Annotated in this window: 23 protein-coding genes and 2 tRNA genes; 11 read left to right on the top strand and 14 right to left on the bottom strand. The window is 58.8% G+C overall.

All coding sequences use genetic code 11. The features are described 5' to 3' along the window. Positions 1 to 199, top strand: a 199-nt coding sequence (locus tag D6877_RS29680) for a hypothetical protein (RefSeq protein WP_206663000.1), incomplete at its 5' end; no start/stop codon positions are given. On the opposite strand, the gene flgE is transcribed toward D6877_RS29680, so the two are convergent. From flgE to D6877_RS24545, 6 genes are all read right to left on the bottom strand, one after another. Then, positions 187 to 1,521: a flagellar hook protein FlgE gene (gene flgE / locus D6877_RS24520; RefSeq protein WP_130912376.1), complete on the bottom strand. Its 1,335-nt coding sequence runs from the start codon at positions 1,519 to 1,521 to the stop codon at positions 187 to 189. The genes D6877_RS29680 and flgE overlap by 13 nt on opposite strands. Positions 1,522 to 1,552: 31 nt before the next feature. Further along, entirely contained in the window at positions 1,553 to 2,281 is a 729-nt protein-coding gene (gene flgD / locus D6877_RS24525; protein WP_130912377.1) for a flagellar hook assembly protein FlgD, read from the bottom strand. 15 nt (positions 2,282 to 2,296) lie between these two features. Further along, complete coding sequence (gene flgC, locus D6877_RS24530; RefSeq protein WP_016773614.1) at positions 2,297 to 2,740, bottom strand: flagellar basal body rod protein FlgC; 444 nt, start codon at positions 2,738 to 2,740, stop codon at positions 2,297 to 2,299. A gap of 3 nt (positions 2,741 to 2,743) precedes the next feature. Continuing rightward, entirely contained in the window at positions 2,744 to 3,154 is a 411-nt protein-coding gene (flgB, locus tag D6877_RS24535; protein ID WP_016773613.1) for a flagellar basal body rod protein FlgB, read from the bottom strand. 368 nt (positions 3,155 to 3,522) lie between these two features. After that, complete coding sequence (gene cheR / locus D6877_RS24540) at positions 3,523 to 4,350, bottom strand: protein-glutamate O-methyltransferase CheR (protein WP_016773612.1); 828 nt, start codon at positions 4,348 to 4,350, stop codon at positions 3,523 to 3,525. A gap of 46 nt (positions 4,351 to 4,396) precedes the next feature. After that, entirely contained in the window at positions 4,397 to 5,329 is a 933-nt protein-coding gene (locus D6877_RS24545; protein ID WP_016773611.1) for a chemotaxis protein CheV, read from the bottom strand. Between the two features lie 82 nt (positions 5,330 to 5,411). On the opposite strand from D6877_RS24545, the gene flgA reads away from it, so the two are divergent. The 4 genes from flgA to D6877_RS24565 all read left to right on the top strand — a co-directional run bounded on the left by flgA (position 5,412) and on the right by D6877_RS24565 (position 8,014). Further along, positions 5,412 to 6,173: a flagellar basal body P-ring formation chaperone FlgA gene (gene flgA / locus D6877_RS24550; protein ID WP_073472167.1), complete on the top strand. Its 762-nt coding sequence runs from the start codon at positions 5,412 to 5,414 to the stop codon at positions 6,171 to 6,173. Positions 6,174 to 6,335: 162 nt separating this feature from the next. Further along, positions 6,336 to 6,662, top strand: coding sequence for a flagellar biosynthesis anti-sigma factor FlgM (gene flgM / locus D6877_RS24555; RefSeq protein ID WP_016773609.1), 327 nt, complete (start codon positions 6,336 to 6,338; stop codon positions 6,660 to 6,662). 48 nt (positions 6,663 to 6,710) lie between these two features. Further along, the gene (locus D6877_RS24560; RefSeq protein ID WP_041479278.1) at positions 6,711 to 7,178 is read left to right on the top strand and encodes a flagellar protein FlgN; all 468 of its coding nucleotides are present in this window, start codon (positions 6,711 to 6,713) and stop codon (positions 7,176 to 7,178) included. Positions 7,179 to 7,267: 89 nt separating this feature from the next. Then, positions 7,268 to 8,014 (top strand): flagellar brake protein, encoded by a 747-nt coding sequence (locus D6877_RS24565; RefSeq protein ID WP_130912378.1) that lies wholly within the window; start codon positions 7,268 to 7,270, stop codon positions 8,012 to 8,014. 73 nt (positions 8,015 to 8,087) lie between these two features. Here D6877_RS24565 and D6877_RS24570 read toward each other — a convergent pair whose 3' ends face one another. The 4 genes from D6877_RS24570 to D6877_RS24585 form a co-directional block, all read right to left on the bottom strand. Next, positions 8,088 to 9,476 carry an MFS transporter gene (locus tag D6877_RS24570; RefSeq protein WP_130912379.1) on the bottom strand — a complete coding sequence of 463 codons (1,389 nt, stop codon included), beginning with the start codon at positions 9,474 to 9,476 and terminating at the stop codon, positions 8,088 to 8,090. 69 nt (positions 9,477 to 9,545) lie between these two features. Beyond that, positions 9,546 to 10,787 carry a glutamine synthetase family protein gene (locus D6877_RS24575; protein ID WP_177435429.1) on the bottom strand — a complete coding sequence of 414 codons (1,242 nt, stop codon included), beginning with the start codon at positions 10,785 to 10,787 and terminating at the stop codon, positions 9,546 to 9,548. 326 nt (positions 10,788 to 11,113) lie between these two features. Then, on the bottom strand, positions 11,114 to 11,806 hold the full coding sequence (locus D6877_RS24580; RefSeq protein WP_039757863.1) for a HAMP domain-containing sensor histidine kinase: 693 nt from the start codon (positions 11,804 to 11,806) through the stop codon (positions 11,114 to 11,116). Continuing rightward, positions 11,803 to 13,407, bottom strand: a complete 1,605-nt coding sequence (locus tag D6877_RS24585) for a tetratricopeptide repeat-containing response regulator (protein WP_016773603.1) — start codon at positions 13,405 to 13,407, stop codon at positions 11,803 to 11,805. The genes D6877_RS24580 and D6877_RS24585 overlap by 4 nt, the downstream gene beginning before the upstream one ends. A gap of 217 nt (positions 13,408 to 13,624) precedes the next feature. On the opposite strand from D6877_RS24585, the gene D6877_RS24590 reads away from it, so the two are divergent. Then, entirely contained in the window at positions 13,625 to 14,977 is a 1,353-nt protein-coding gene (locus D6877_RS24590) for a lysozyme inhibitor LprI family protein (protein ID WP_130912380.1), read from the top strand. A gap of 185 nt (positions 14,978 to 15,162) precedes the next feature. Next, a complete protein-coding gene (locus D6877_RS24595; RefSeq protein WP_130912381.1) occupies positions 15,163 to 19,299 on the top strand; it encodes a CheR family methyltransferase in 4,137 nt (1,378 codons plus the stop codon). Between the two features lie 75 nt (positions 19,300 to 19,374). Here D6877_RS24595 and D6877_RS24600 read toward each other — a convergent pair. After that, positions 19,375 to 19,451 (bottom strand) — tRNA-Arg (locus D6877_RS24600). Positions 19,452 to 19,749: 298 nt separating this feature from the next. Here D6877_RS24600 and D6877_RS24605 point away from each other — a divergent pair. Continuing rightward, the gene (locus D6877_RS24605) at positions 19,750 to 19,983 is read left to right on the top strand and encodes a hypothetical protein (RefSeq protein WP_041479268.1); all 234 of its coding nucleotides are present in this window, start codon (positions 19,750 to 19,752) and stop codon (positions 19,981 to 19,983) included. Positions 19,984 to 20,003: 20 nt separating this feature from the next. Then, complete coding sequence (locus tag D6877_RS24610) at positions 20,004 to 20,183, top strand: PA3371 family protein (RefSeq protein WP_016773599.1); 180 nt, start codon at positions 20,004 to 20,006, stop codon at positions 20,181 to 20,183. Here the strand turns inward: D6877_RS24610 and phnN are convergent. Beyond that, positions 20,158 to 20,727, bottom strand: coding sequence for a phosphonate metabolism protein/1,5-bisphosphokinase (PRPP-forming) PhnN (gene phnN, locus D6877_RS24615; protein ID WP_130912382.1), 570 nt, complete (start codon positions 20,725 to 20,727; stop codon positions 20,158 to 20,160). The two genes, D6877_RS24610 and phnN, sit on opposite strands and share 26 nt — an antisense overlap. Before the next feature lie 388 nt (positions 20,728 to 21,115). Here phnN and D6877_RS24620 point away from each other — a divergent pair, with 388 nt between their 5' ends. Beyond that, a complete protein-coding gene (locus tag D6877_RS24620) occupies positions 21,116 to 21,442 on the top strand; it encodes an Arc family DNA-binding protein (protein WP_003178899.1) in 327 nt (108 codons plus the stop codon). A 135-nt stretch (positions 21,443 to 21,577) separates the two neighbouring features. On the opposite strand, the gene mgtE is transcribed toward D6877_RS24620, so the two are convergent. After that, positions 21,578 to 23,020: a magnesium transporter gene (gene mgtE, locus D6877_RS24625; RefSeq protein ID WP_016773597.1), complete on the bottom strand. Its 1,443-nt coding sequence runs from the start codon at positions 23,018 to 23,020 to the stop codon at positions 21,578 to 21,580. Between the two features lie 321 nt (positions 23,021 to 23,341). On the opposite strand from mgtE, the gene D6877_RS24630 reads away from it, so the two are divergent. Beyond that, positions 23,342 to 23,854 carry a cell envelope protein SmpA gene (locus tag D6877_RS24630; protein ID WP_130912383.1) on the top strand — a complete coding sequence of 171 codons (513 nt, stop codon included), beginning with the start codon at positions 23,342 to 23,344 and terminating at the stop codon, positions 23,852 to 23,854. Between the two features lie 19 nt (positions 23,855 to 23,873). Here D6877_RS24630 and D6877_RS24635 read toward each other — a convergent pair. Further along, positions 23,874 to 23,950 (bottom strand) — tRNA-Arg (locus D6877_RS24635). Between the last annotated feature and the right edge of the window lie 4 nt (positions 23,951 to 23,954).

Raw genomic sequence — 23,954 nt, forward strand, 5'->3', positions numbered from 1 at the left:
TGCTGGGCCGGCACTCCGGCGTTTGAAAAAGGTGACCCGCCGTAAGGGCGGAACCGTAATCAGCAACACCCGCAAAAACGGATATTCACCCAAAACCCCAAAAGCCTGGTCGGCCCAAAGGCCGCCACGGCCCAAAAAAAAGCCCCTCAAAACCGAGGGGCCCAAAAAACCAGCTCAGAAACCCAATCAGGTCATCTGAATAATGGTCTGCATAATCGTGCTCTGCGTCGAAATGGTCTTGGCGTTCGCCTGATAGTTGCTCTGACCCTTGATCAGATCAACCAGCTCATTGGTCAGGTTAACGTTCGACTCTTCCAGCGAGTTGGACACCACCTCACCCAACGTACCGGTCTTCGGCGCATCGTAGCCCGGAATACCCGAAGCGAACGTCTCTTTCCAGCTGGTGCCACCCACAGCCTGCAAGCCCTGTTCGTTGGTGAAGCTGGCCAGCGCAACCTGACCGATCGCCTTGCTCTGGTTGTTGCTGAAGTTGGCAAACAGCGTACCGGTGCCGTCGATGGTCAGGTTGGTGATCTGGCCAGTGGCGTAGCCATCCTGAGTCGGAATCGTACGCGAGGTATCAGCGTTGTACTGAGTGGTCTTGGCCATCGAAATGGTCACGCCATTCGGGTTCGCTGCCGCGCCGTTAGGCGTGAACACACCATTGGTCACAGTGCCCGGTACCCAGCCCGTCAACTTCAGATCGCTGCTGATGATCGGGTTGGCTGGATCCGCCGGGTTAGGCGTGCTCACCTGAACCAATTTACCGGAGCTATCGAACGACAATGTCGAAGCAACCGGCGCGGTGGTCACCGGGTTGCTACCGGTAGCATCCGGGTTGCGACCATCGACCAGGGTGTAAACCTTCCAGGTGTTCTCGCCGGTCTTGACCATGTACTGGTCCATGACGTGGGAGTTGCCCTGGGTGTCATAGATCGGCGTGCTGAACGACTTGGTGTAAGTCTCAGGCTTCGACGGATCAAACTTGACGGCGCTGGCGCCGGTATCAACGATCACTGGCGCCGACGAGTTGAGGTTGATGCTCGAAGTCACCGAAGAAGACGACTTCGGCGCCAGGTTCGAGGTGTCGATCTTCAGATCGGTCAACACGCCGTTGATGATTTTGCCGTTGGCATCCACACCGTAACCCTGCAGACGCGAGGTGTAGTCGGTGTTGGTGATGTAACCGGCGTTGTCGACCTTGAACGTACCGGCACGGGTGTACGAGATCGAGCCGTTGTTGCTCATGGTGAAGAAACCGGAACCGTTGATACCCATGTCCAGCACGTTACCGGTGTTGTTGATGTCACCCTGGGTGAACTGCTGGGACACGTTGGCCAGGCGCACGCCGTTGCCGATGACTTTGCTGCCGCTGCCCAGACGAGTCGACGAATAGACGTCTTCGAATTCTGCGCGCGAGGATTTGAACCCGGCGGTGGCGACGTTGGCGATGTTGTTGCCGGTGACGTCGAGTTGTTTGTTGGCGGCATAGAGACCGCTAAGGCCGATGTTAAAAGACATGTTCCACTCCTTCGTGCCGGGTTAGTCGGCTCTATATACCAATGGTTTGTACTTTGGACAGGGCTACGGTGCCCTTGCCGGCCAGGTTGAGCATCAGCTCGCCACCGGTCTGGCTGATCGTCACGCTGTTGACGGTCGCTGGCAGGTAGGTCGCCAGATCGGTCGCGGTGCCGTTGATCGGTGCGTTGGCCTTGAACGTGTAAGTGCCGACTGGCACCACGGTGCCGGCAGTGTCCTTGCCGTCCCAAGTGAAGCTGGCATCGCCGGCAGCGCGGCTGCCGAGGTCGATGGTGCGCACGGCTTTGCCGTCCTTGTCGGTGATGGTCACGGTGCCGCCGGCAATCGACGAAGGCACGGTGACCGAACCGGTCAGGCCTTTGCTCGGGTCATCGAGCTGGGCGGTGTTGGTCTGCACGATCACGTTGCGACCGACCAGCGACGACGCTTGCAGCGCCTGCGACGAGTTGTAGTTGCCGGCAAGGCCACTGACGGTGGAGTTCAGCGTGGTGATGCCTTCAAGGCTGCTGAACTGCGCCAGTTGCGCAACGAACGCGCTGTTGTCCTGCGGGTCGAGCGGGTTCTGGTTTTTCAGCTGGGTGACCAGCAATTGCAGGAAAGCATCCTTGCCCAGTGCCTGGCCGCCGGTGGCACTGTTGGTCGCCGAAGCGATGCCGCCCGACGTAGTGCTGCTGGCCTTCTTCGACGAGTTGGCCAGGATGTCGTTCATGCTCAGGCTGCTGGTGGTATCCGTAACGCTCATGGCAGTCGCCCCTTATTACTGACCGAGGGTCAGTACCTTCTGCATCATGGTTTTGGCGGTGTTCATCATTTCCGCGTTGGTCTGGAACGAGCGGCTCGCGGAAATCATGTCAGCCATTTCTTCCACCACGTTGACGTTCGGGTAGTAGACATAGCCCTTGGCGTCGGCGGCCGGATGGTTCGGCTCGTAGCGCGCTTCGAGGTTGCTCTGGTCTTCGACGACGCCGAGCACCTGCACGCCCTGCCCGGCTGCGTCCTGGTTCTGGAACAGCGAATTGCTGCCGCCAGCCTGGCCGCCCTGGAACATGGTGGCGAATACCGGATGGCGCGCGCGGTAGGTCTGGTCGATGCTCGACGAAACGGTTTCGGCGTTGGCGATGTTCGAGGCCACGGTGTTCAGGCGTGTGGTCTGCGCGCTCATGCCGCTGCCGGCAATGTTGAAAACGCTGGACAGGGACATGGATTATTCTCCGCGCAGGGCTGACACCAGCCCTTTGAATTTGCTGTTGAGCAAGGTGAAGCTGGCCTGGAAGCCGACGGCGTTTTCCGCGTAGTTCGACTGTTCCAGTTGAGCGTCGACGGTGTTCTGGTCGATCGAAGGCTGCATCGGCGTGCGATACATCAGCGACTCGTCGCCGTTGCCCAGCCCTTCAGCCTCGATGTGCCGGCTGTTGGTCATGTTCAGGGCAAAGTGGCCGCCGGTCTTGGTCTTCTCGGTCTGTGCTTCGAGCACTTTGGAGAAATCCAGATCCCGCGCCTTGTAGTTCGGGGTGTCGGCGTTGGCGATGTTGTTGGCCAGCACTTCGGCACGCTGGGCGCGGAAGCCCAATGCCTTTTCGTGGATGCCCAGCGCTTTGTCGAAGCTGATGCTCATGTCGGGAACCTTCAGGTGACCGGTTTTTCGTATCTGAGCTTTAGCAAGCGCCGTGCCAAATGAACAAAGCCCCGTATTCCGTGGCTTTGCGCCAAACAGGCAAAGCGGCAATGCCAGAAAAGCGGCAACCGGTTACCGCCGGATGCCGCTTTTCTGCCGCTTGCCGTCCTTGCCAGGTCAGCGCAGATCCCTGTGGGAGCGAGCCTGCTCGCGAAGGCGGCGTGTCAGGCGCCAACTGTCTTACGGACAGACCGCTTTCGCGAGCAGGCTCGCTCCCACAGAGGGTTTGTGGTGTTCGTGGAAAATAATTCGGGCATAAAAACGGGAGGCTTAGAAGGCCTCCCGTTTTTTGTATTGCCGCAAACCGCTTATTTCGCCTTGTAGATAATCCCCGGGCTGCACTGAACCATCTGGTAATGATCCGGCAATCCGTTCAGCGCTTCCGAAGCGCCAAGGAACAGGTACCCGCCCGGCTTCAACGTGCTGTGAATGCGCAACAGGATGTCCTTCTTCACTTCGGCAGAGAAGTAGATCAACACGTTGCGGCAGAACACGATGTCGAACTTGCCCAGCGCTGCGTAGCTGTCGAGCAGGTTGAACGAGCGGAATTCCACCCGGCTCTTGATCGGCGCCTTGACCACCCAGCGCCCCGGCCCTTTCGGGTCGAAGTAGCGTTGCAGGCGTTCCGGCGACAGACCGCGACCGATCGCCAGGCTGTCGTACTCGCCGGTCTTGCAGTTGTTGAGCATCAGGCCCGACAGATCGGTGGCAACGATCTGCACGCCCATCTTCAACTGACCCAGGTTGCTGCGCTCGAACTCGTCGATCGACATCGACAGCGAGTACGGTTCCTGTCCCGACGAGCAGGCCGCCGACCAGATCCGCAGACGCTGGTTGGGGCTGGCCTTGATCGCTTCCGGCAGTACCTTGTTCTTCAAGACTTCAAACGGATAGGTGTCGCGAAACCACAGGGTTTCGTTGGTCGTCATGGCATCGACCACCTGCTCGCGCAAACCGCTGCGCGGCTGGGTCTGGATGCGCTGTACCAGCTCACCCAGGGACTTGATGCCTTGCTGCTCCATCAGTTTGTTGAGACGGCTCGAGACCAGATACTGCTTGTTTTCACCGAGCAGAATGCCACAGGCTTTTTCCAGGAAGACCCGGAACTGTTCGAAATCCAAATTACCCGTAGACAATGATGCCGCCTCTTAAATCGTGTTGACCGCCAGGGGCAGAAGGCCCCTAGCTGATATCTGCTGCTTTGATCCGGTCGACTACCCGGGATGCGAGGTCATCAGGACGGAATTTGGCCAGGAAGTCATCAGCACCGACTTTCTTGACCATCGCCTGATTGAATACCCCCGACAACGAAGTATGCAGGATGATATGGAGCTTTTGCATGCGTGCGTCGCCGCGGATTTCCGCCGTCAGGGTGTACCCGTCCATCTCCGGCATCTCGATGTCGGAAATCATCATCAGGAACTCTTCTTCCGGCTTCTTGCCCTCGTCGACCAGCTTGCGCAGGTAATCCAGCGCCTGCTTGCCGTCGTTCAGCGCCACCACTTCGACACCGATGGTCTGCAGACAACGCGTGACCTGCTTGCGCGCCACCGACGAGTCATCGACCGTCAGCACCCGCAGCGACAACGCCTTGGTCTGCGTCTCGACATCAACCACGCCCACCGAAATCGCTTCCGGCGTCGGCGCGACTTCGGCCAGCACCTTCTCGACGTCGATGATTTCGACCAACTGGTTGTCGACCCGCGTCACAGCGGTCAGGTAGTGATCGCGACCGGTACCCTTGGGTGGCGGATGGATCTCTTCCCAGTTCATGTTGACGATGCGCTCCACCGAGCGGACCAGGAAACCCTGGGTCTTGGTGTTGTACTCCGTGATGATCACGAACGGACTGTTCTTGTCTTTCAACGCACCGGAGCCCGTTGCCATTGCCAGATCCAGGATCGGAATGGTCGCTCCCCGTATATTCGCTACCCCGCACACGACAGGACTGGATTTGGGCATCAACGTCAGGGACGGGCATTGCAACACTTCCCGTACCTTGAACACGTTGATCCCGTAGAGCTGCGGCCCGTCGAGACGGAACAACAGCAGCTCGAGGCGATTCTGCCCTACCAGTTGCGTGCGCTGGTTCACCGAATCCATTACACCAGCCATGCCCAGACTCCTACACCAACGCCAAGTGTTGTTGCGACGCACATTCATTGCTAAACGGCACGGCGCTTGCTTTTTAACTCGTATGAACGCTCAAACGACATTTTCCCGACGCCTGACATCCTCCCTTCGCAAAGGGCTTTGCGCGGTGTCCGCCGTTTGCTGCTTGCTTGCTGGCAGTCCTGCCCATGCAGATGCGGTTACCTTGCCTGATATGCTTATCGGCGTGACTCAGGGCTTTCTTGAATTCACCGTAGAAGACTATCTGGCTTCCAGTCAAACCGAAGGCCGCTACGAAATCGAAGTCAACCAGCTCGACCCGCGCATGCGCATGCCCATGTGCGACAAGGAATTGACAGCCACGCTGGAGAGCCCGGCACGCCCGCTGGGCCGCGTTACGGTGAAGGTTCGCTGCGAGGGCAGTTCGCCGTGGACGGTTTTCGTACCCGCTCAAGTCCGCCTGTTTCGCGAGATCGTGACCACCACTCGTCCGCTGAAACGCGCCGGCATTATCGAGCCGCAGGATGTGACCTTGCGCGAGCGCGACGTCAGCACGATCAACCAGGGTTTCCTGACCTCGGTCGACGAAGCGATCGGGCAGAAACTTACCCGACCAACGGTCGCCGATCAGGTCATCACCCTGGTGCATCTGGAACAGGCCGAAGTGGTGCGCAAGGGTGACCAGGTGGTGATCACTGCGCGCAGCGGCACCCTTGCCGTACGCATGCCGGGGGAAGCGCTCTCCAATGGCGGCATGAAAGAACAAATTCGAGTAAAAAACCTTAATTCTCAAAGAGTTATCAAGGCGCAGGTGATTGCGCCGGGACAGGTTGAAGTGGCCATGTAAAAGCCTCGCGGAGAAAACTGGCGCCGATCCCGTCGCTTCCCTAAACTGTGCCGCAGCAGGTCTCGCAACGGCGCATGCAAGCTTATGGTTGATTGGGCCTAAAGTTTTTCAGGGGATAGCCGAAAACATGGCAAGCGTCCAAATTCCCAGAGGTTTTTTATCATGGTTATCGATTTCAACCGATTGAACAGTTCCTCGTCACTAACCGGCAGCACACGTACCAGCAACGCCAAGGAAAGCGCTGAAAACAGCCCCTCCGCGCCGCTGAATACCCAGGCCGAACAGGCCAATGTCGCCAAAAGCGGGGAGTCGGTACACCTCAGCAATGAGGCTCAACAGTTGCAGAAGGTCACTGACAAGCTGCGCGATCAGCCTGCTGTCGACAAAGCCCGTGTGGCCGAGTTGAAAGCCGCGATTGCCGATGGCAGCTATAAAGTCGACAGCAACCGTGTAGCCAGCAAACTGCTCAACTTCGAAGCCCAGCGCTAGGCTTTTGCCGGCGCCAGGCTTTTGGACGCTTAAACCCCAAGGCCAGCCATGCACGACACTAACTTATTGCAACTGATCAACGACGACTTTGCTCCAGCGCAACAATTGCTGGAGTTATTGCAAACCGAATCCCTCGCTTTGCATGGTCGTGACATGCCGTTGCTGGAAGAAATTCTGGCGACCAAGCAAGCGTTGATCATTCTGCTCGAGCAGCATGGCCGCAAGCGCAGCGAAATCCTCGCCAGCCTCAACCTGCCGACCGATCGCACAGGTCTCGAGCAACTGGCCAGCCAGTCGAGCATTGGCGACCAGTTGCTAACCCAGGGCGACGCCCTGACCGCGCTGATCGCCCAGTGCCAGGCTGCCAACGTCAAGAATGGCCAGTCGATCCAGATCCAGCAGGCGACCACGGCCAATCAGCTGAAAATCCTCACCGGCGGCGAGCCGCCAGCGCTGTACGACGCCAGCGGGACCTTTGCCAAACCGGTCAAGCCGCGAACGCTCAGCCAGGCATGAGCCATTCGCTGGCCCTGCACTATCCACTTGCGCAACATGCTGGCAAAATACTGGCCAGTCGTCTTATTTTGTCTGGAGATTGAAGAACCGTGTCCAACACCCTAAGCGCGGATGATGCTCCGCAGCCTCCGAAGGTGCTCACCACGCCACTGGAAATCTCCAGCAACCTGCGCCAGCTGCAAGACAGCCACGATCCGCTGATCATCACCTTCCATGAACGCAGCCAGCGTTTTCAGAGTTACCTGATCAAGGTCGACCGCGAAACCGCAACGATTGCGCTGGACGAAATGATCCCGCGCGATGGCGAGCGCTTCCTCCAGGCTGGCGAAGCGTTCAAGGTCGAAGGCTTTCATGACGGCGTGCGCATCGCCTGGGAATGCAACGGCACTCTCAACATCGAAGAATCCGACGGCGACCGTTTCTACACCGGCGATCTGCCGAGCGAAGTGGTCTACCACCAGCGCCGTAACGCCTTCCGCGCTGCGTTGAAGCTCACCGATCTGGTCAGCGTTGAACTGGGCGGCGAAAAGCTGAAGGCGCCTATCCACGGCAAGCTGCTGGATATTTCCGCGACCGGTTGCAAGTTCCGCTTCGAAGGCGACATCACTGATCGCCTGCAACTGGGCCAGGTCTACGATCGTCTGATCGCCCCGCCGCTGTTCGGCAATCAGCCAACGTCGGTGGAGCTGCGCTATCTGCATTTCGAAGAAAAACTCAACATCACCTTCGCCGGGCTGCGCTTCCACAACATCAGTGGCCAGGCTGCGCGTAACGTCGAGCGTTTTGTTTACCAGTTGCAACGTGAAGCACGGCGTTTCGACAAAGACGATCTCTGAGTCGCAGCGATCAAAAAAAAGGGCAGCCCCGCACAGGACTGCCCTTTTTTATGCGCCGATGTTTACCTTCGATTCAGGGCCTGCCACCGCTGATATCCGGCTCAGGCTTATCGTCATTGCCGCTGTCCAGTTCGGTTTCAACGACTGCTTCCGGCTGCGCTTCGGGCTCAGGCTCAGGCTCAGGAGTGACCGGCGCCGGGTCCTGGACCATCTGCTCCTGCACCACCTGCTCATCGACACGCGGGTCAAGCGCCGCCACCAGCGGCGAGCTCGACATGCTGTCCGGCATTGCCACGTGATGCAGCGGTGCGTCGTCGACCTGGTGCAGGTTGGTCACTGCTTTCGGACGAATCCGCCAGACCAGCACCAACGCGAAGAAACTGAAGAACGCATACAGGCTCTGACTGCCGAGAAACTTCATCAATACACCCGCCAGCAGCGGCCCGATGCTCGCGCCGACGCCGTAAGTCACCAGCAGCATGGCGGTCAGCGACACCCGGCGATCGCCTTCGACGTGGTCGTTGGAGAACGCCACCGCCAGCGGATACAGGCAGAACTGCACCAGCGAACAGAAGAAGCCGACAACGAACAACACCTCCAGCGGCACCTGCGGCATGATCGCCAACGGCAACGCCGCCACCGCCAGAAACCCGGCAAAGCAGCGAATCAGCAGCGCGCGGTCATAACGGTCGGACAACCAGCCCAACGGCCACTGCACCAGCAAACCGGCAAAAATGCAGCTACCCATGAACAGACCGACTTGCTCGGTCGTCAGCCCCTGCTGCGAGGCATACAGCGGCGCCAGACCATAAAACGAACCAATGATCAGACCAGCGCCGAGCACCGTGCTCAGCGATTGCGGCACACGCTTGATGAAGAAGCGCGGCTCCATCGGCGCGGGGTGCAGAGGCGCCGGGTGAATCCGTCGGGTCAGCGTCACCGGCACCAGACACAGGGCAAAGCACAGCGCCACCAGCATCAGCAGTTCCAGGCCGAGGCCGGGGTGCATGACCAGAATCAGCTGGCCCAGCACCAGGCCCAGGTACGAGGCGATCATGTAACCGCTGAACACCAGCCCGCGCTGATTGGCATCGGCCTGCTCGTTGAGCCAGCTCTCGATGACCATGTACTGACACATCATGCCCAGACCGACGATCGTCCGCAGCACCAGCCACGCCGGCAGCCAGTCCACCAGACCATGGCCGAGCACCGCCGCGCCGACGATCCCCGCACACGCCGAGTAGGCACGGATATGCCCGACCCGGGCGATCAGGCGATGGCCGATCTTGCCGCCCAGCACCAGACCGAAATAGTTGGCCGCCATCAGCGCACCGACCCACAGCCCGTCGACGTTGTCGGCAGCCAGACGCAAAGCCAGATAAGTAGAAAGAAGGCCTGAGCCGATCAACATCATCAGCGAGGCGAAATACAGCGCTCGAAAGGATTTCCAGATTTGGCGCATCGGCGTTCCGAGCGGCTCCTTGCAGTAAATACCGGGCGGTCAGAACGACAGCCCGGCAGCAGCGATACGTCAGGCCTGGGCGGCCAGCACACGGCGCTCCCAGGGAGTAATTTCATCAAAGAAGCTGGTCAACTCCATGGTCTTCGAAGCGATGTAGCCTTCGATGAACTCCGACCCGAACAGTTCCCTCGCCAACTGGCTACGTTTCAGACGCTCCAGCGCGGCGTGCAAAGTACACGGCAAGGCCAGATTATCCGGCACGGCGAACTCACCCTGGATTGCCGCGCTCGGCTCCAGTTCCTGCTCGATGCCATGCAAACCCGCAGCCAGACTGGCGGCGATGGCCAGATACGGATTGGCGTCGGCGCCCGGCAGACGATTTTCGACCCGACGTGCGACCGGCGAGCTGGCGGGAATACGCAAGCCGGCGGCGCGATTGTCATGGGACCAACAGGCATTGTTCGGCGACGCGTACGGATGACACAGGCGCTGATAGGAATTCACGTTGGGCGCAAACAGTGCGGTGAAATCGGCGAGGCCTGCCTGTTGCCCGCCGATGAAGTGGCGGAACATCGCCGTCGGCTCGCCGTTCGAGTCAGTGAAGACATTCTTGCCGCTGCCGATCTCAACGATACTCTGGTGAATATGCATCGAGCTGCCCGGTGTGTGCGCCAGCGGTTTGGCCATGCACACCACGCTCAGGCCATGCTTGAGCGCGACTTCCTTGAGCAGGTGCTTGAACAGGAACGTCTGATCGGCCAGCAGCAGCGGGTCGCCGTGCAGCAGATTGATCTCGAACTGGCTGACGCCCATTTCATGCATGAAGGTGTCGCGCGGCAGGCCGAGGGCCGCCATGCATTTATACACTTCGCTGAAGAACGGCCGCAGACCGTTGTTGGAACTGACGCTGAACGCCGACTGACCATCCTCGCGGCGGCCGTCGAGGCCGACTGGCGGACGGAACGGCTGGGTCGGATCGGTATTGGGTGCGAAGACAAAAAATTCCAGTTCGGTCGCCACCACCGGCGCCAGGCCGTGCGCAGCGTAACGGGCGATGACCGCTTTGAGCTGGCCACGGGTCGAGAGACTGGAGCTCTCCCCGCTCAGTTCGTCAGCGTCGCAAATCGCCATGGCGCGCGGCTCGTCGCTCCAGGGCAAACGGTGAATCTGCGCAGGATCGGCAACCAGCGCCAGATCGCCGTCATCGCTGCCGTAGAACCGCGCCGGCGGATAGCCGCCCATGATGCATTGCAGCAGCACACCCCGCGCCAACTGCAAACGCCGCCCTTCGAGAAAACCCTCGGCGGTCATCACCTTGCCCCGTGGCACACCGTTCAGATCCGGGGTGACACATTCAATCTCATCAATGCCGGTCAATCGCTGCGCGAGTGAACCCTGGCCATCGGTTGTCATGACGCAATCCTTGTTATTGTGCGAGCCGCGAACGGCGACCCGGACAAAATAGGCTTCGCCTGTTCGGAATATCAAGCAGCCCCCGCAAAAATCCCTATCCTGCAGAACCCGTAGGAGCTGCGTAGGAGCTGACGAGTGCAACGAGGCTGCGATCTTTTGATCTTGAAAAAATCAAAGGCAAAAGATCGCAGCCTCGTTGCACTCGTCAGCTCCTACAGGTCATGTCAGGGCAAGTAGAGGCTGAACACCCCACCACCCAACGGCCCGCCATTGCTGATTTCGGTGCGCCCTTCCACGCCGTTGCGCTGATGCAGCGCGGCGATGCGATTGGCGAAATACAGACCCAGCCCGGTGCTGCCGCTGCTGTGATTGATGCCCTGCACGTAATCGGCCTGACGCTCGAGCATCTGCGCCGGATAACCGTCGCCGTCGTCGTTGATGCTCAATACCAGTTGCCCGGCTTCGTCGCTGACGGTAATCAGCAGCGACTCGCGGGCGTAACGGATCGCATTGTTGATGCAGTTGCCGAGCACCGAGGCGATCAGCTCGCGATCGAAGAAACCCAGCGGGCTCAACGGATCGACTTCATAGGTGGCGATGATGCCGCGACTGGCAAACACTTCCTGATGCGCGGCCAGTTGCGCCTCGATGAAATCGTCGAGTTCGTGATACGCCGGCTGCAGCGGCAACTGATTCACGCCGAGTTTGTACAGCCCGAGCAACTGCACCAGCATGCCGTTGAGGTGGGCGAACTCGAAGTCGATCACGCCCTGCTCCGAGCCGTCGCGCAGCTCTTTCGGCAGACGCGCCAGCCACTGGCTGTGCGCCTGCATCAGCATGGCCAGGGAGTTCTTCATGTCGTGGACGGTGGAGGCAATCACCGTGGAAAAATCCAGCGCCGGATCAATTGGGTTCATTCGCCAAACGCCTTGCTTTTCAGCTTCTGATAACGCGCAAAACGCGCGTCGGTGTCGGGCATCAGGCCCACCAGTTTCAGGCAGGCCCGACATTCTTCCAGCTCCGCCGACGGCACACTGGTGTCGGTGCCGTGCAGCAGCGACTGGGCCAGGTTCAGCGCAATACTGATGTTTTTCGGTTGCAGCTTGAGCGCCTTGCGGAACACCTCGCGGGCCTCGACCAGATTGCCGGTCTTGTACACGCGCACGCCCTGGCGGTTGAGATCGGCCGCAGCGTTACTCGAACTGAGAATCGTCGGATCGTCGGTGAGCTTGGCAATGTCTTTCATCACCGCCGGGTCATCCCCGTAAATCTCCGCGCAGCTCTTGAGCATCGAAGTGCCCGCCTCGGCCTGACCGAGCATCTGCAACTGCTTGGCCACCAGCAACGCCGCCTCGGGGCTCATGAATTGCTCCATGCCATCCAGGCGCATCAGTGCTTGTTCGGTGAGCTTGTCGGCGGTTTCAGCGTCGTTGAGCAGCAGGCTGGTGGCCTTCATCAGTCGCGCACGGATTTGCAGGCCGGGGTCGCTCGGGTTCTCCTTGGCCACGGCGCTGAGTGTGGTGTTGATCTCCAGCCGCGTGCGCGTGTCGAGGCCGCGATCGCTGCCCTTGCTGATCAGCGCATGAGCCAGGCCGAGATTGCTTTCCGGGTCCTTGAAACGCGACTGCGCGCCCTGCGCTACCGCTTGGCGATAAGCACGCGAGGCGGTTTCGAAATCTTCGTTGGCCATGGCCAATTTGCCGAGCAAAGCCTGGCGGCGCACCGCCAGCGGCGACAGACGGATCGCTTCTTCGAGCACCCGCTGCGCGCCTTTGCTGTCGCCTTCGGCCACCAGCACATCAGCCATGCCGTCATACAGCGCCGGCATCATCGGGAACACTTTCAAGGCCTTTTCATAGACCTCTTTGGCCTGCGAGACCTGCCCGCGTTTGAACAGCAACTTGCCCAATCCAGCGAAGGCCCACGGCAACGGACGGTCGGCAATGATGCCGTCGTAGAGTCGCTCCAGCGCTTCGTTCTGATTCATGTCGCGCAGCGCATCGGCGCGGTAGCGCAGGCACAGCGGCGAATAGCGGATGTCCTGTTTGCACAGGGCAATACAGGCATTGAGCACCTCGACCGGCTTACCGCGATCAAGGGCCTGCAGAATCGGTTTGAGCAACGTCTTGCGTTGCTCCAGACGCTCAAGGCGCTGGGCCAGCCCGGAACGGTTGAACGGCTTGGTCAGGTACGCATCCGGCTCATGCTCCAGCGCACTGAGCACCATCGCCTGACTGGTCTCGGCGGTGACCATGACGAAAACGGCTTCGTGGCTGATGAGCTTTTCCGACATCAGGTCTTCGAGCACCTGCTGGCCGTTCTTCTTGCCGTCGCCGAGGTGGAAGTCCTGAAGAATGAAATCGTAGGACTTCTGCGAGCACATCTTCAGCGCCTGCTCCCCAGTGTCGGCAGTATCGACATCCTTGACGCCGAGCTCACGCAACATCGAACGCACGGAACTGCGGAAATCGGAAAAATCATCGACGATCAGAAAGCTTTTTTGGTGATACGACGACATCGAGGATTTCCAGGCAATTGAAGAAAACGAACCGAGGCGATTTCAGGCGCGCAGATGATAGCCGGAGGCCATGCGCCATCAAGCGATTTCGCTGGAGTCTGAACTCACCGTTCGGGTTATCGGCCAAAAATGCCCAGGCCTGAGGGTGGTGCTTCAAGAATGTTGCCTGGAGTATTACTCTGCGCGCCTGCTCAAGGATTTGCATAAGGACTGAATCGTGTACATCAAGGGACGCTACATCCTGTCAGCGTGTTTGCTTGTCTTTATCCAGCAAGCGACAGCGGCGGCGATGGATTGCAAAAAAGCGGCGAACGACGTGGAAAACATGATTTGCGCGAATAAATCGCTGTATGAGCTAGACGCGCAGATGGGCACGCTGTATCGCCAACTGATGACAACTGCCACAGCGGGGCAACCTGAACTCAAGCGCACCCAGCGCGCCTGGCTGAAAACCCGCAACGCCTGCGCGGACGATGTCGCTTGCCTGGATGGCAGCTACCGCCAGCGACTGCAGATATTAAAGGCACAGTGGACACAAGCCGTGGCGTGGCAGCCGGACACCGTGGATGTTCAAGCGATGAACGATCTGCAACAAAGCATTCGTGCCGAGAGCAAAAACCACCCGGAATTTGCGCTGGAACATGCCTTGGCCGCACGGGCTTTCGAGTCTTCGCAGACATCGTTCGCGGGCGATCCAGTCGACAGCTACGGCGAGCAAACCAACTTCCCCAAGTCGCGTCCCAAAGGCGTGAGCGAGGACGAATGGAAAGCATTGAACGCCTCAAGCATCGACGGCGCCGCCGAGACCGGACGGTCTTCCTACGCACTGCTGGATCTGGACAATGATGGCCAGCGCGACCTTATCGTCGACACATACGCAGGCGGCACTGGCTTGTTCACCTACGTGGAAACCTGGCGCCGAACGGGCGAGCGGTTTGTCAAAAGATCGGTCGAGCCGGAAAGCTCGCTGTTCTACACCAACGACCGTGGCGCCAATCAGGCAATCAGCTGGATCAGGCTTCACGACAGAATTTATGCCGCTTACCGAAACGGCGCCTATGGTGTCGATAATCTGTACCTGCTCAATCCGCTGAAGATCAACCGTCAGGTACCGACGGTGTCCGTGCGTTACGCTTACTCCCTGCAAGTGCCAACCACGCAACATAAAGAAGACGGCACCAGCACCTATGACCTCGAAGCGGATTTGCACGCGGCACTCGACCACGCCGTCACTCAAGCGATGAAAGCCGCCCCCGACTCAACCAATAACTCGCCCCTTTGCCCAATTCCTCCCACGGGTACCGGAGACGGCGATTACTACAGCTACGGCCCAACGCACTATGCCATCGAAAAGATCACCGACCTGCCGGTAATGATTGGCGGCGAATGCTACATCGGGGCGCTGGTCAACTGGTTCGGCAGCTACAGCGAAAAGGCTGGGTTATTCGCCCAACTGGCCGTGCGCAAGCCGGGCGTCGAGGCCAGCGGGACTAGCTACGAAGTCTACGGCCGCCGGCATGTTACCGAGGTCAGCGGGAGCCTTGGCAAAGTCGAAATCAACGACGACTGACCACCGATCATCACACCGGCAAAATAATCGGCACGGTTGCCAATCGCCGGAGGTCAAAGACACAGACAGCACATTTGTCCTTCAAAAATGCAGGCAGATCCCCAAATGAGGTTTATTCTGCTCAATTACCTGCGCCCCCGGACGTCCGCGATACGCTTGTACCGCCACAAAAAAAGGCCGAAGTGATGACCTCGAAAACCCCTGCCTCGCCCTCTGCGCCCGAGCGCAAGGATGTCACCCCCAGCCACCTGAATTTCCCGGTGGTGGGCATCGGCGCCTCGGCGGGCGGCCTGCAAGCGATCAAGCTGTTTTTCGAGCATATGCCGAAGGACAGTGGCATGGCGTTCGTGATCATTTTGCACCTGTCGCCCGATCACCAAAGCATCGCCGACCAGATCATTCAGGAATCGACGCGCATGCCGGTGCTGCAAGTGACGCAGCCGGTGCCGATCGAAAAGAACTGTGTGTACGTGATCTCGCCAGCGCATTCGCTGTCGATGAACGACGGCTATCTGCGGGTCAGCACGGCCGGTTCGCCGCAGGCGCGCCACACGGCCATCGACCTGTTCTTTCGCGATCTGGCCGATGTGCACCGTGAGCGGGCGTTCTGCGTGGTGTTGTCAGGCACCGGCTCCGATGGTGCGGTGGGTTTGTCGCGAATCAAGGAACAGGGCGGGGTGACGCTGGTGCAAGTGCCGGAAGACGCCGAGTTCGACGGCATGCCGCGCGCCGCCATCGAGACGCGCATGGTCGATCTGGTGCTGCCAGTGGTCGAGATGCCGCAGAAACTGATGGAGCTCTGGCGCAACTCCCAGAACATCAAATTACCCAGCGCCAATGATCCCGACTTGAAAGCCTTGAAGCCTGCAAACGAACACGAGGCGTCGATCGCCGAACAACGCCTGCATGAAATCCTGTTGTACCTGCGCAGCAGCACCGGTCACGATTTCAAACACTACAAGCGCGCCACCGTGCTGCGCCGCATCGAGCGGCGCATGCAGGTCACCAGCCAGTCTGACCTCAGCGCTTACTACAACTACCTGCAAAATACCCCGGAAGAAGCCAAGGCCTTGCTCGGCGATATGCTGATCGGCGTGACCAACTTCTTCCGTGACCGCGAAGCCTTCGAAGCCCTCGAGCGCGATGTGCTGCCGCAACTGGTGCAGTCGGTTGCCGACTCGTCGGAAAAAGAAGAACTGCGCATCTGGTCTGCCGGTTGCTCGACCGGCGAGGAAGCCTACAGCCTGGCGATCCTGCTCGACGATCAGATGCAGGTACAAAGCAGCAAGGCCAACCTGCAAGTGTTCGCCACCGATATCGACGAACGTGCGATCACCACCGGCCGCGCCGGCACCTACCCGCAAGCCATCGTTACCGACGTACCGCCAACCCGCTTGCGACATTATTTCGTCAAGGACAATGAGCATTACCGGATTCGCAAGGAAATCCGCGAGAAAGTGCTGTTCGCCAAGCACAGCCTGTTGTCCGACCCGCCGTTCTCGCAGATCGACCTGATCGTTTGCCGCAATCTGCTGATTTACCTGGATCGCGAGGTGCAGCGGGAAATCCTGCAGATGTTCCACTTTGCCCTGCGACCGGGCGGTTTCCTGTTTCTCGGCACCTCTGAAAGCGCCGATGCCTGCCATGAATTGTTCGCGCCAGTGGACAAGCGCAACCGCATCTTCCGCGCCAAGACCGGTACCCCGAACAGCCGTCGCACCCCGACCATGCCACGTGGCGGTTACATGCGCACCAGCGTTTCCCGACCGCCATCGAAAGCCATCGAGCCCGTCAAGCTGTCGTTTGCCGATATCCACCGCCGCGCCATAGAACGCTTCGCCCCGCCGAGCATCATCGTCGACACCAATGCCGATATTCTTCACATGAGCGAAGCCGCCGGGCGTTTCCTGCGGCATGTCGGCGGCGAGCTGTCACGCAACTTGCTGACGCTGATCCTGCCGGAACTGCGCCTGGAAATTCGCACGACACTGTTCCAGGTGCAGCAAAGCAACCTCACTGTGTGCTCGCGTGAAGTGCTGCTCAAGCGCGAGGAGCGCCAGTACCGCATCACGCTGATTGCGCAGCCGTACAAGGACGACGACTTCGACAGCGAGTGCGTGCTGGTGACCTTCGATGAAACGGAGATCGACGCGCACGAGCAGGCGCTGACCACGGTGCTGCAGACTGAAAGCCAAGTGCTCTCGAACCTGGAACGTGAGCTGCAACGCACCAAATTGCATTTGCAGGACACCATCGAACAGTCGGAAATCTCCAGCGAAGAGCTCAAGGCTTCCAACGAGGAGATGCAGGCGATCAACGAAGAATTGCGCTCGGCCACCGAAGAGCTCGAGACCAGCAAGGAAGAGTTGCAGTCGATCAATGAAGAGCTGTTGACGGTCAATTACGAGCTGAAGACCAAAGTCGAAGAAACCGACAAGATCAACGATTATCTGACCAATCTGATCGCTTCTACCGACATTGCTACGGTGTTCGTCGATCGCAGCATGCGCATCAAATGGTTCACGCCGCGCGCCACCGACATCTTCAGCATGTTGCCGGTAGACACCGGCCGTTCACTGCTGGATATCACCCATCGCCTGAATTACCCGGCGATGACCGAGGACGCGGCGCAAGTGTTCGAATCGCTGAACATGATCGAACGCGAGGTCAACAGTACCGATAACCGCTGGTACATCGCCCGCTTGCTGCCTTATCGCTCCAGCGAAGACCACATCGACGGCACCGTGTTGACCTTCATCGACATCAGCAAACGCCGCGAAGCCGAGGAAGAGCTGCGCCTGGGCGAAGAACGCATGCGTCTGGTCGCTGAGAGTACGCGTGACTACGCGATTATCATCCTCGATGAAATGGGTGCGATCACCAGTTGGAACAAAGGCGCTGAACTGATCTTTGGCCACAGCAAAAACGAGGCCGAAGGTCAGTACTACGATTTCATCTTCACAGCCGAAGACCGTGCTGCCGGCATGGCTGAAAGCGAATTGTCCACCGCCCGCCAGCACGGCCGCTCGGAGGATGAGCGTTGGCATGTGCGCAAGGATGGCAGCCGTTTCTTCTGCAGCGGCGAGGTCACCCTGCTCAGCGGCGATCGCTTGCAAGGCTATGTGAAAATCGCCCGCGACCTGACCGGGCACAAGCGCCAGCAGGATGAACAGAGCAAGGAACTGGCGCAGACGCGCAATACCGTGTCCCTGCGTGATGAGTTCTTCGCGGTCATGTCCCACGAACTCAAGCACCCGCTCAACCTGATCCAGCTCAACGCCGAACTGCTGCGGCGCCTGCCAATGATCCGCACCGCCGGACCGGCGACCAAAGCGGTCAATACCATTTGCGATGCAGTGAACAGCCAGGCAAGGATCATCGACGACCTGCTTGACGTAGCGCGCGTGCGCACCGGCAAGCTCAAACTGCAATTGGCGCGTGTCGATCTGAGCGCGGTTCTGCGTGACATACACACGGTAGTGCTCAATGAGCAGCACGCCACGCGCATCGACCTGCAATTGCCTGAAGCACCGTTGATCATTCATGCCGACCCGACACGGGTCGAGCAGATCATCTGGAATCTGGTCAACAATGCCTTGAAGTTCACACCACCGAGCGGGCGCATTGAGTTGATCGCCAGCAAGAGCGGGAAAATGGCGCAACTGGACGTCAAGGATAACGGCGTCGGCATCGCTGCGGAAAACCTCGAACACGTCTTCGATCTGTTCGGCCAGGCAGAAAAACAGCACACCAACCATCAACGTGAAGGCTTGGGCATAGGCCTGTCACTGGTACGGCAACTGACCGAAGCCCAGCACGGCACGGTGAAGGTTGCTTCGCCGGGGCTCGGCGCCGGTTGTACCTTTACCGTTCGCCTGCCGCTGTCGACTGATGTCGAAGAAACCGCTGCAACAGCCGAGGTTGAACCGGTTTCCGGCAAGCTCGATGGCTTGAGCATTCTGCTGGTCGACGACTCGCCGGAAGTGCTGGAGACCTTGAAGCTGCTGCTGGAGATGGAAGACGCCGACGTAACGGCCTTCGATCATCCGGTGGCAGCGCTGAAAGCCGCTGAGAGCACGCGCTTCGATCTGATCATCTCCGACCTCGGCATGCCGGTCATGACCGGCTATGAACTGATGGCTGCCCTGCGCAAACTGCCGCTGGTGAAAAACGTACCAGCGATCGCCCTCACCGGGTATGGCACTCAGAGCGACATGCAGAAATCCCGGGAAGCCGGGTTCGATCAGCATCTGGGCAAACCGGTGGCGTACGACGACCTGATTGAAACCATCGAGGCGTTGCGCCGCTCGGAGTTGCTGTAGAGCTCGCCAGCGCTCCAACGCAAAAAGCCCCGCCGCACGAGTAAGTGCGACGGGGCTTTTTGTTTATTGAAGAGGTGGTGTCCCAGGCGGGGTTCGAACCTGCAACCTTCCCCTTAGGAGGGGGATGCTCTATCCAATTGAGCTACTGAGACACTGATTGACGCGGGCTGTATGCGACGCGACAGACGGCGTGCATGTTAACGGCCGGCCCCTGTTTTGTCATGTCGTCCGTAGGGCTTTTTAAGTGTAGGCAAACGCCCTGGAAGATTGCGGGAACTTTTACCGGGCAAATTGCACTACGCGGAAATGCGGTCATTGCAGATTGCAATCAGCGTCGCCGGAAAAAACATACCAAACCATTGTTTTTAAAGGACTTATCAGCCGTTACACTGTTGGCACGGCGGCTGCTATGCCTGTTCTATCAAAAAGAACAATTTGGAGCGTCGTGCCATGAACAGCACCCTCTTGCTTGCAAACGCAGCGGCATTGGCTTTCTTGCTCGGATCGCATTTTTTTCCCAAGGCTGACGTTGAGCAGCCAGTGGCGCAGCGCATGCCGCATTACCTGCAAGTGCAGAAAGCGCCGCAGTGGGCAGTGTTGAGTGAACGCAGCGACGCTTCTACACAAATGGTCAGCGAGCCTGAGCAAGCCTCGGCGCCAATCACCGAACGTCTGGTTTTTTGAAATATCTTCAGGAGTACAACATGTCCAAATCGGCGACAGGATTTCTGATCCTCGCTTTACTGAGTGGCGTTACCCACCTGGCGCTGTTCGAGGAGACGGAAGTCACCTTGCCTCTGGTTGGCTGTGGCGTGTTTGCGGTGCTGTTTGTGCTGGCGCTGATTGCAGGGCGCAAGATCAAGTTCGATCCGGTTCTGCGTTGAGCCGGATCACCTCGAGTAATGCAGAGACAGCTTCAGCAAGATCAGCAGAATTGTCGATCTGATGAACGGGGCTGTCGCTGGATCTTCGGTCTTTGAACAGTGCGTTGCGAGCCAGCCTCGCATCGATTTGCTCAGGGGTCTCCCGGCCACGGCTGAGCAAGCGCTCTCGCAGAACCTCGTCTTTGACGGTCAGCAGGATCGGCACGAGGGTCGGATAACACTCCATTGCCTGGCGCAGGTTCGCTCTCGAACCATTCACCAGCACATGCCGCCCGCCTCGCAACCATTCATCCATTTCCTCGGGGATACCGTAAGACAAGCCGTTGGCTTGCCAAGCCAAGGAAAAGGCCCCGGCGCGCTCTAGCCGGTCGAACTCTTCAGGTGTCACGCCGATTGCATCTTCGCCGACGGACTCCGCCGAGCGGGTAATCACCCGGCGCATTACTTCACAGTTCAACGCCCGCAGTGGCTCACGTGATGCATCAATCAGGCTGTCCTTGCCCGAACCAGACGGCCCCATCAGGTAAAAAAGCTTGCCATCCATCCCGAAAACGCCCTCCGACGGGTCCTGCCTCTAGTAAATCGGCAAATTGCCACTATCCTGTACACATAGGGATCAAGAATAGCGAGCCGCATAGCATGCACGTTCCGAAGTCTTCGGACATCAACAGATGTGCATTCAAAAGCGGGCAGCGATACGGAAGGATGGAAAGTTTTCCAACCAGTCCGCATTTCTGACAACTGGTGCTGGCATTACGCCTTTACCCGGCTCAATATTTGTCACAGAATTGACGCCAATGATCTGGCAATTTTGAGGCATGATGCCGGCCTCTTAACAATTCAGGTTGAACCAATTGGTCCGGATGCTTGTCCTACCACACATCCTGCGGCCAATCCCGAGAACCGCTCCCCTGAACTAACCGGTTAAATATATGCGCCCATTGAAACAGGCAATTTATTCCAGCCGTACGGCTGACAAGTTTGTCGTACGTCTGCCAGACGGAATGCGTGAACGCATTGCCGAGGTGGCTCGCAATCATCATCGCAGCATGAACTCCGAGATCATTGCGCGCCTTGAGCAGAGTCTTATTCAGGAAGGCGCACTGGGCGAAGAGCTGAGCATGCGCCTGGACAGCCCGGAGCTGTCGCTGCACGAGCGCGAGCTGTTGCAGCGCTTCCGTCAGCTGTCGCACCGTCAGCAGAACGCCCTGGTGTCGCTGATCGCACACGACGCAGAAATGGCCGCAGACGCGTCCTGAGTTATACCGAACATATTGAAGCCAGCATGATTGCTGGCTTTTTTTTGCCCGCAATATGACAGATGGCCGCTTGGCAATTGAGTGTGGCAGGCACAAAAAAGCCCGTCGATTTGACGGGCTTTTCATTGCACAAGATCAGAGCAGGAAGATTGTCGCCAACCCGAGGAAGATAAAGAAGCCACCGCTGTCGGTCATTGCCGTGATCATGACGCTGGCGCCCATCGCCGGATCGCGACCCATTTTCGCCAGCGTCATCGGGATCAACACGCCCATCAACGCCGCCAGCAACAGATTGAGTGTCATCGCCGCCGTCATGACCACACCGAGTGACCAACTGCCGTAGAGCATGTACGCGACCACACCGATCACCCCGCCCCAGACCAGACCGTTGATCAAACCGACCGCCAGTTCTTTGCGCATCAAGCGCGAGGTGTTGCCGGTGCTGACCTGATCCAGCGCCATGGCGCGCACGATCATGGTGATGGTCTGGTTACCGGAGTTGCCACCGATACCCGCCACGATCGGCATCAGCGCCGCCAGTGCTACCAATTTCTCGATCGAGCCCTCAAACAGACCGATCACCCGCGATGCGACAAATGCAGTGATCAAGTTCACCGCCAGCCACGCCCAACGGTTACGCAGGGACTTCCACACCGAGGCGAAGATATCTTCCTCTTCGCGCAGACCGGCCATGTTGAGGACTTCGCTTTCGCTTTCCTCACGGATCAGGTCGACCATTTCGTCGATGGTCAGACGGCCGATCAGTTTGCCGTTCTTGTCGACCACCGGCGCCGAGATCAAGTCGTAACGCTCGAATGCCTGAGCGGCGTCGTAGGCATCTTCGTCCGGGTGGAAACTGACCGGATCGCTGGCCATGACTTCCGCGACCTGCTTCTCCGGATCGTTGACCAGCAGACGCTTGATCGGCAGCACGCCTTTGAGCACGCCGTCGTAATCGACCACGAACAGTTTGTCGGTGTGACCAGGAAGCTCTTTCAGGCGACGCAGGTAACGCAGCACCACTTCGAGGCTGACGTCCTCACGGATCGTCACCATTTCGAAGTCCATCAGCGCACCGACCTGGTCCTCGTCGTAGGACAGGGCCGAGCGCACGCGTTCGCGCTGCTGGTTATCGAGACTTTCCATCAGCTCATGGACAACGTCTCGCGGCAGCTCGGAGGCCAGGTCAGCGAGTTCGTCGGCGTCCATGTCCTTGGCCGCAGCCAGGAGCTCGTGATCGTCCATGTCGGCGATCAGCGTCTCACGGACGGAATCGGATACTTCAAGAAGAATGTCGCCGTCGCGATCGGCCTTGACCAGTTGCCAGAGCGTCAGACGATCGTCCAGCGGCAAGGCTTCAAGGATGTAGGCGACGTCGGCGGAGTGCAGATCATCGAGCTTGCGTTGCAGCTCGACGAGGTTTTGCCGGTGAACCAGGTTTTCCACGCGGTCGTGGTGCGGACCTTCCTGGCGATGAGTCAGGTCTTCAACGACACGCTGGCGCTGCAGCAACTCGACGACCTGAGCCAGGCGGTCCTGCAGGCTTTCCTGTGTTTTCTTTACTTCGATTTCGGACATAGGCGAACTCCACTCCCAGCAGCGGGGCACGCCGGAAGGATCAATCAGTCAATTCATGATTGGTGAAACGGTTTACTGAACAACTACTGGGTAAGTCCATGGAGGTTTTCCATAAGCCCCGGCGGGGCTGACGGGCGCAATGATACACGCCTGACGGTTTAAAACGTTGAAAAAATCACGGCTGAAACAAGCGCTTGCGAAACAAACCTGAGCACCTGCCTGACCCGTGCAAATGCGACGACTCATCTTGAAAAGAAAACACACCGGCAATGCAAAAAGCAGCGACTACCCTTGAGGGTAGATCGTCACGGAGGACATCGAATGCCATCAAAACCCGCGCTTCTTCTACTGACCGCCCTGCTCCCTGCCATCCCTTCCAAAGCCACCACGCTTCATCGTTGCCAGGCCGCTGACGGCAGCGTCACGTTCACGTCGATGAGCTGCGCAATTGGCGAGCAGCTTTCTGCTCAGGAAGTTCACCCCTACTCGCCTGGCTGGGTCGCGATCATGCCGGAGTTCAATCACGAAGCCGTGACCGGCATGAAAGACAGCGGACGCGAACCGGGCATCGTCGGCGGCACCGAACACAAATGTGGAACCCTGATCGATAACAGGCAGCGGCGCGAAGCAATCATCAATCGGCGAGTGATTGCCGGCATGAGTCAGCGCGATGTCGAAAGCGCACTGGGCAAGCCGGACAAGATCAACACGCGCACTTCGACCACGAGCTATCGTTACGACCTCAAGCGAGGCCGCAGTGCTCAAATTGATTTTGATGAAAGAGGCTGCGTGAAGGGAAAAGCCAAATCCCGGACAGCAAAAAGCCCGCGTTAAACGCGGGCTTCTTGGTATATGGTGCACTCGACAGGATTCGAACCTGTGACCGCTCGGTTCGTAGCCGAGTACTCTATCCAGCTGAGCTACGAGTGCATTT

This window comes from Pseudomonas sp. Sample_9 (assembly GCF_004307535.1).
In the GTDB taxonomy this organism is placed as follows: Bacteria; Pseudomonadota; Gammaproteobacteria; order Pseudomonadales; family Pseudomonadaceae; genus Aquipseudomonas; species Aquipseudomonas mercuritolerans.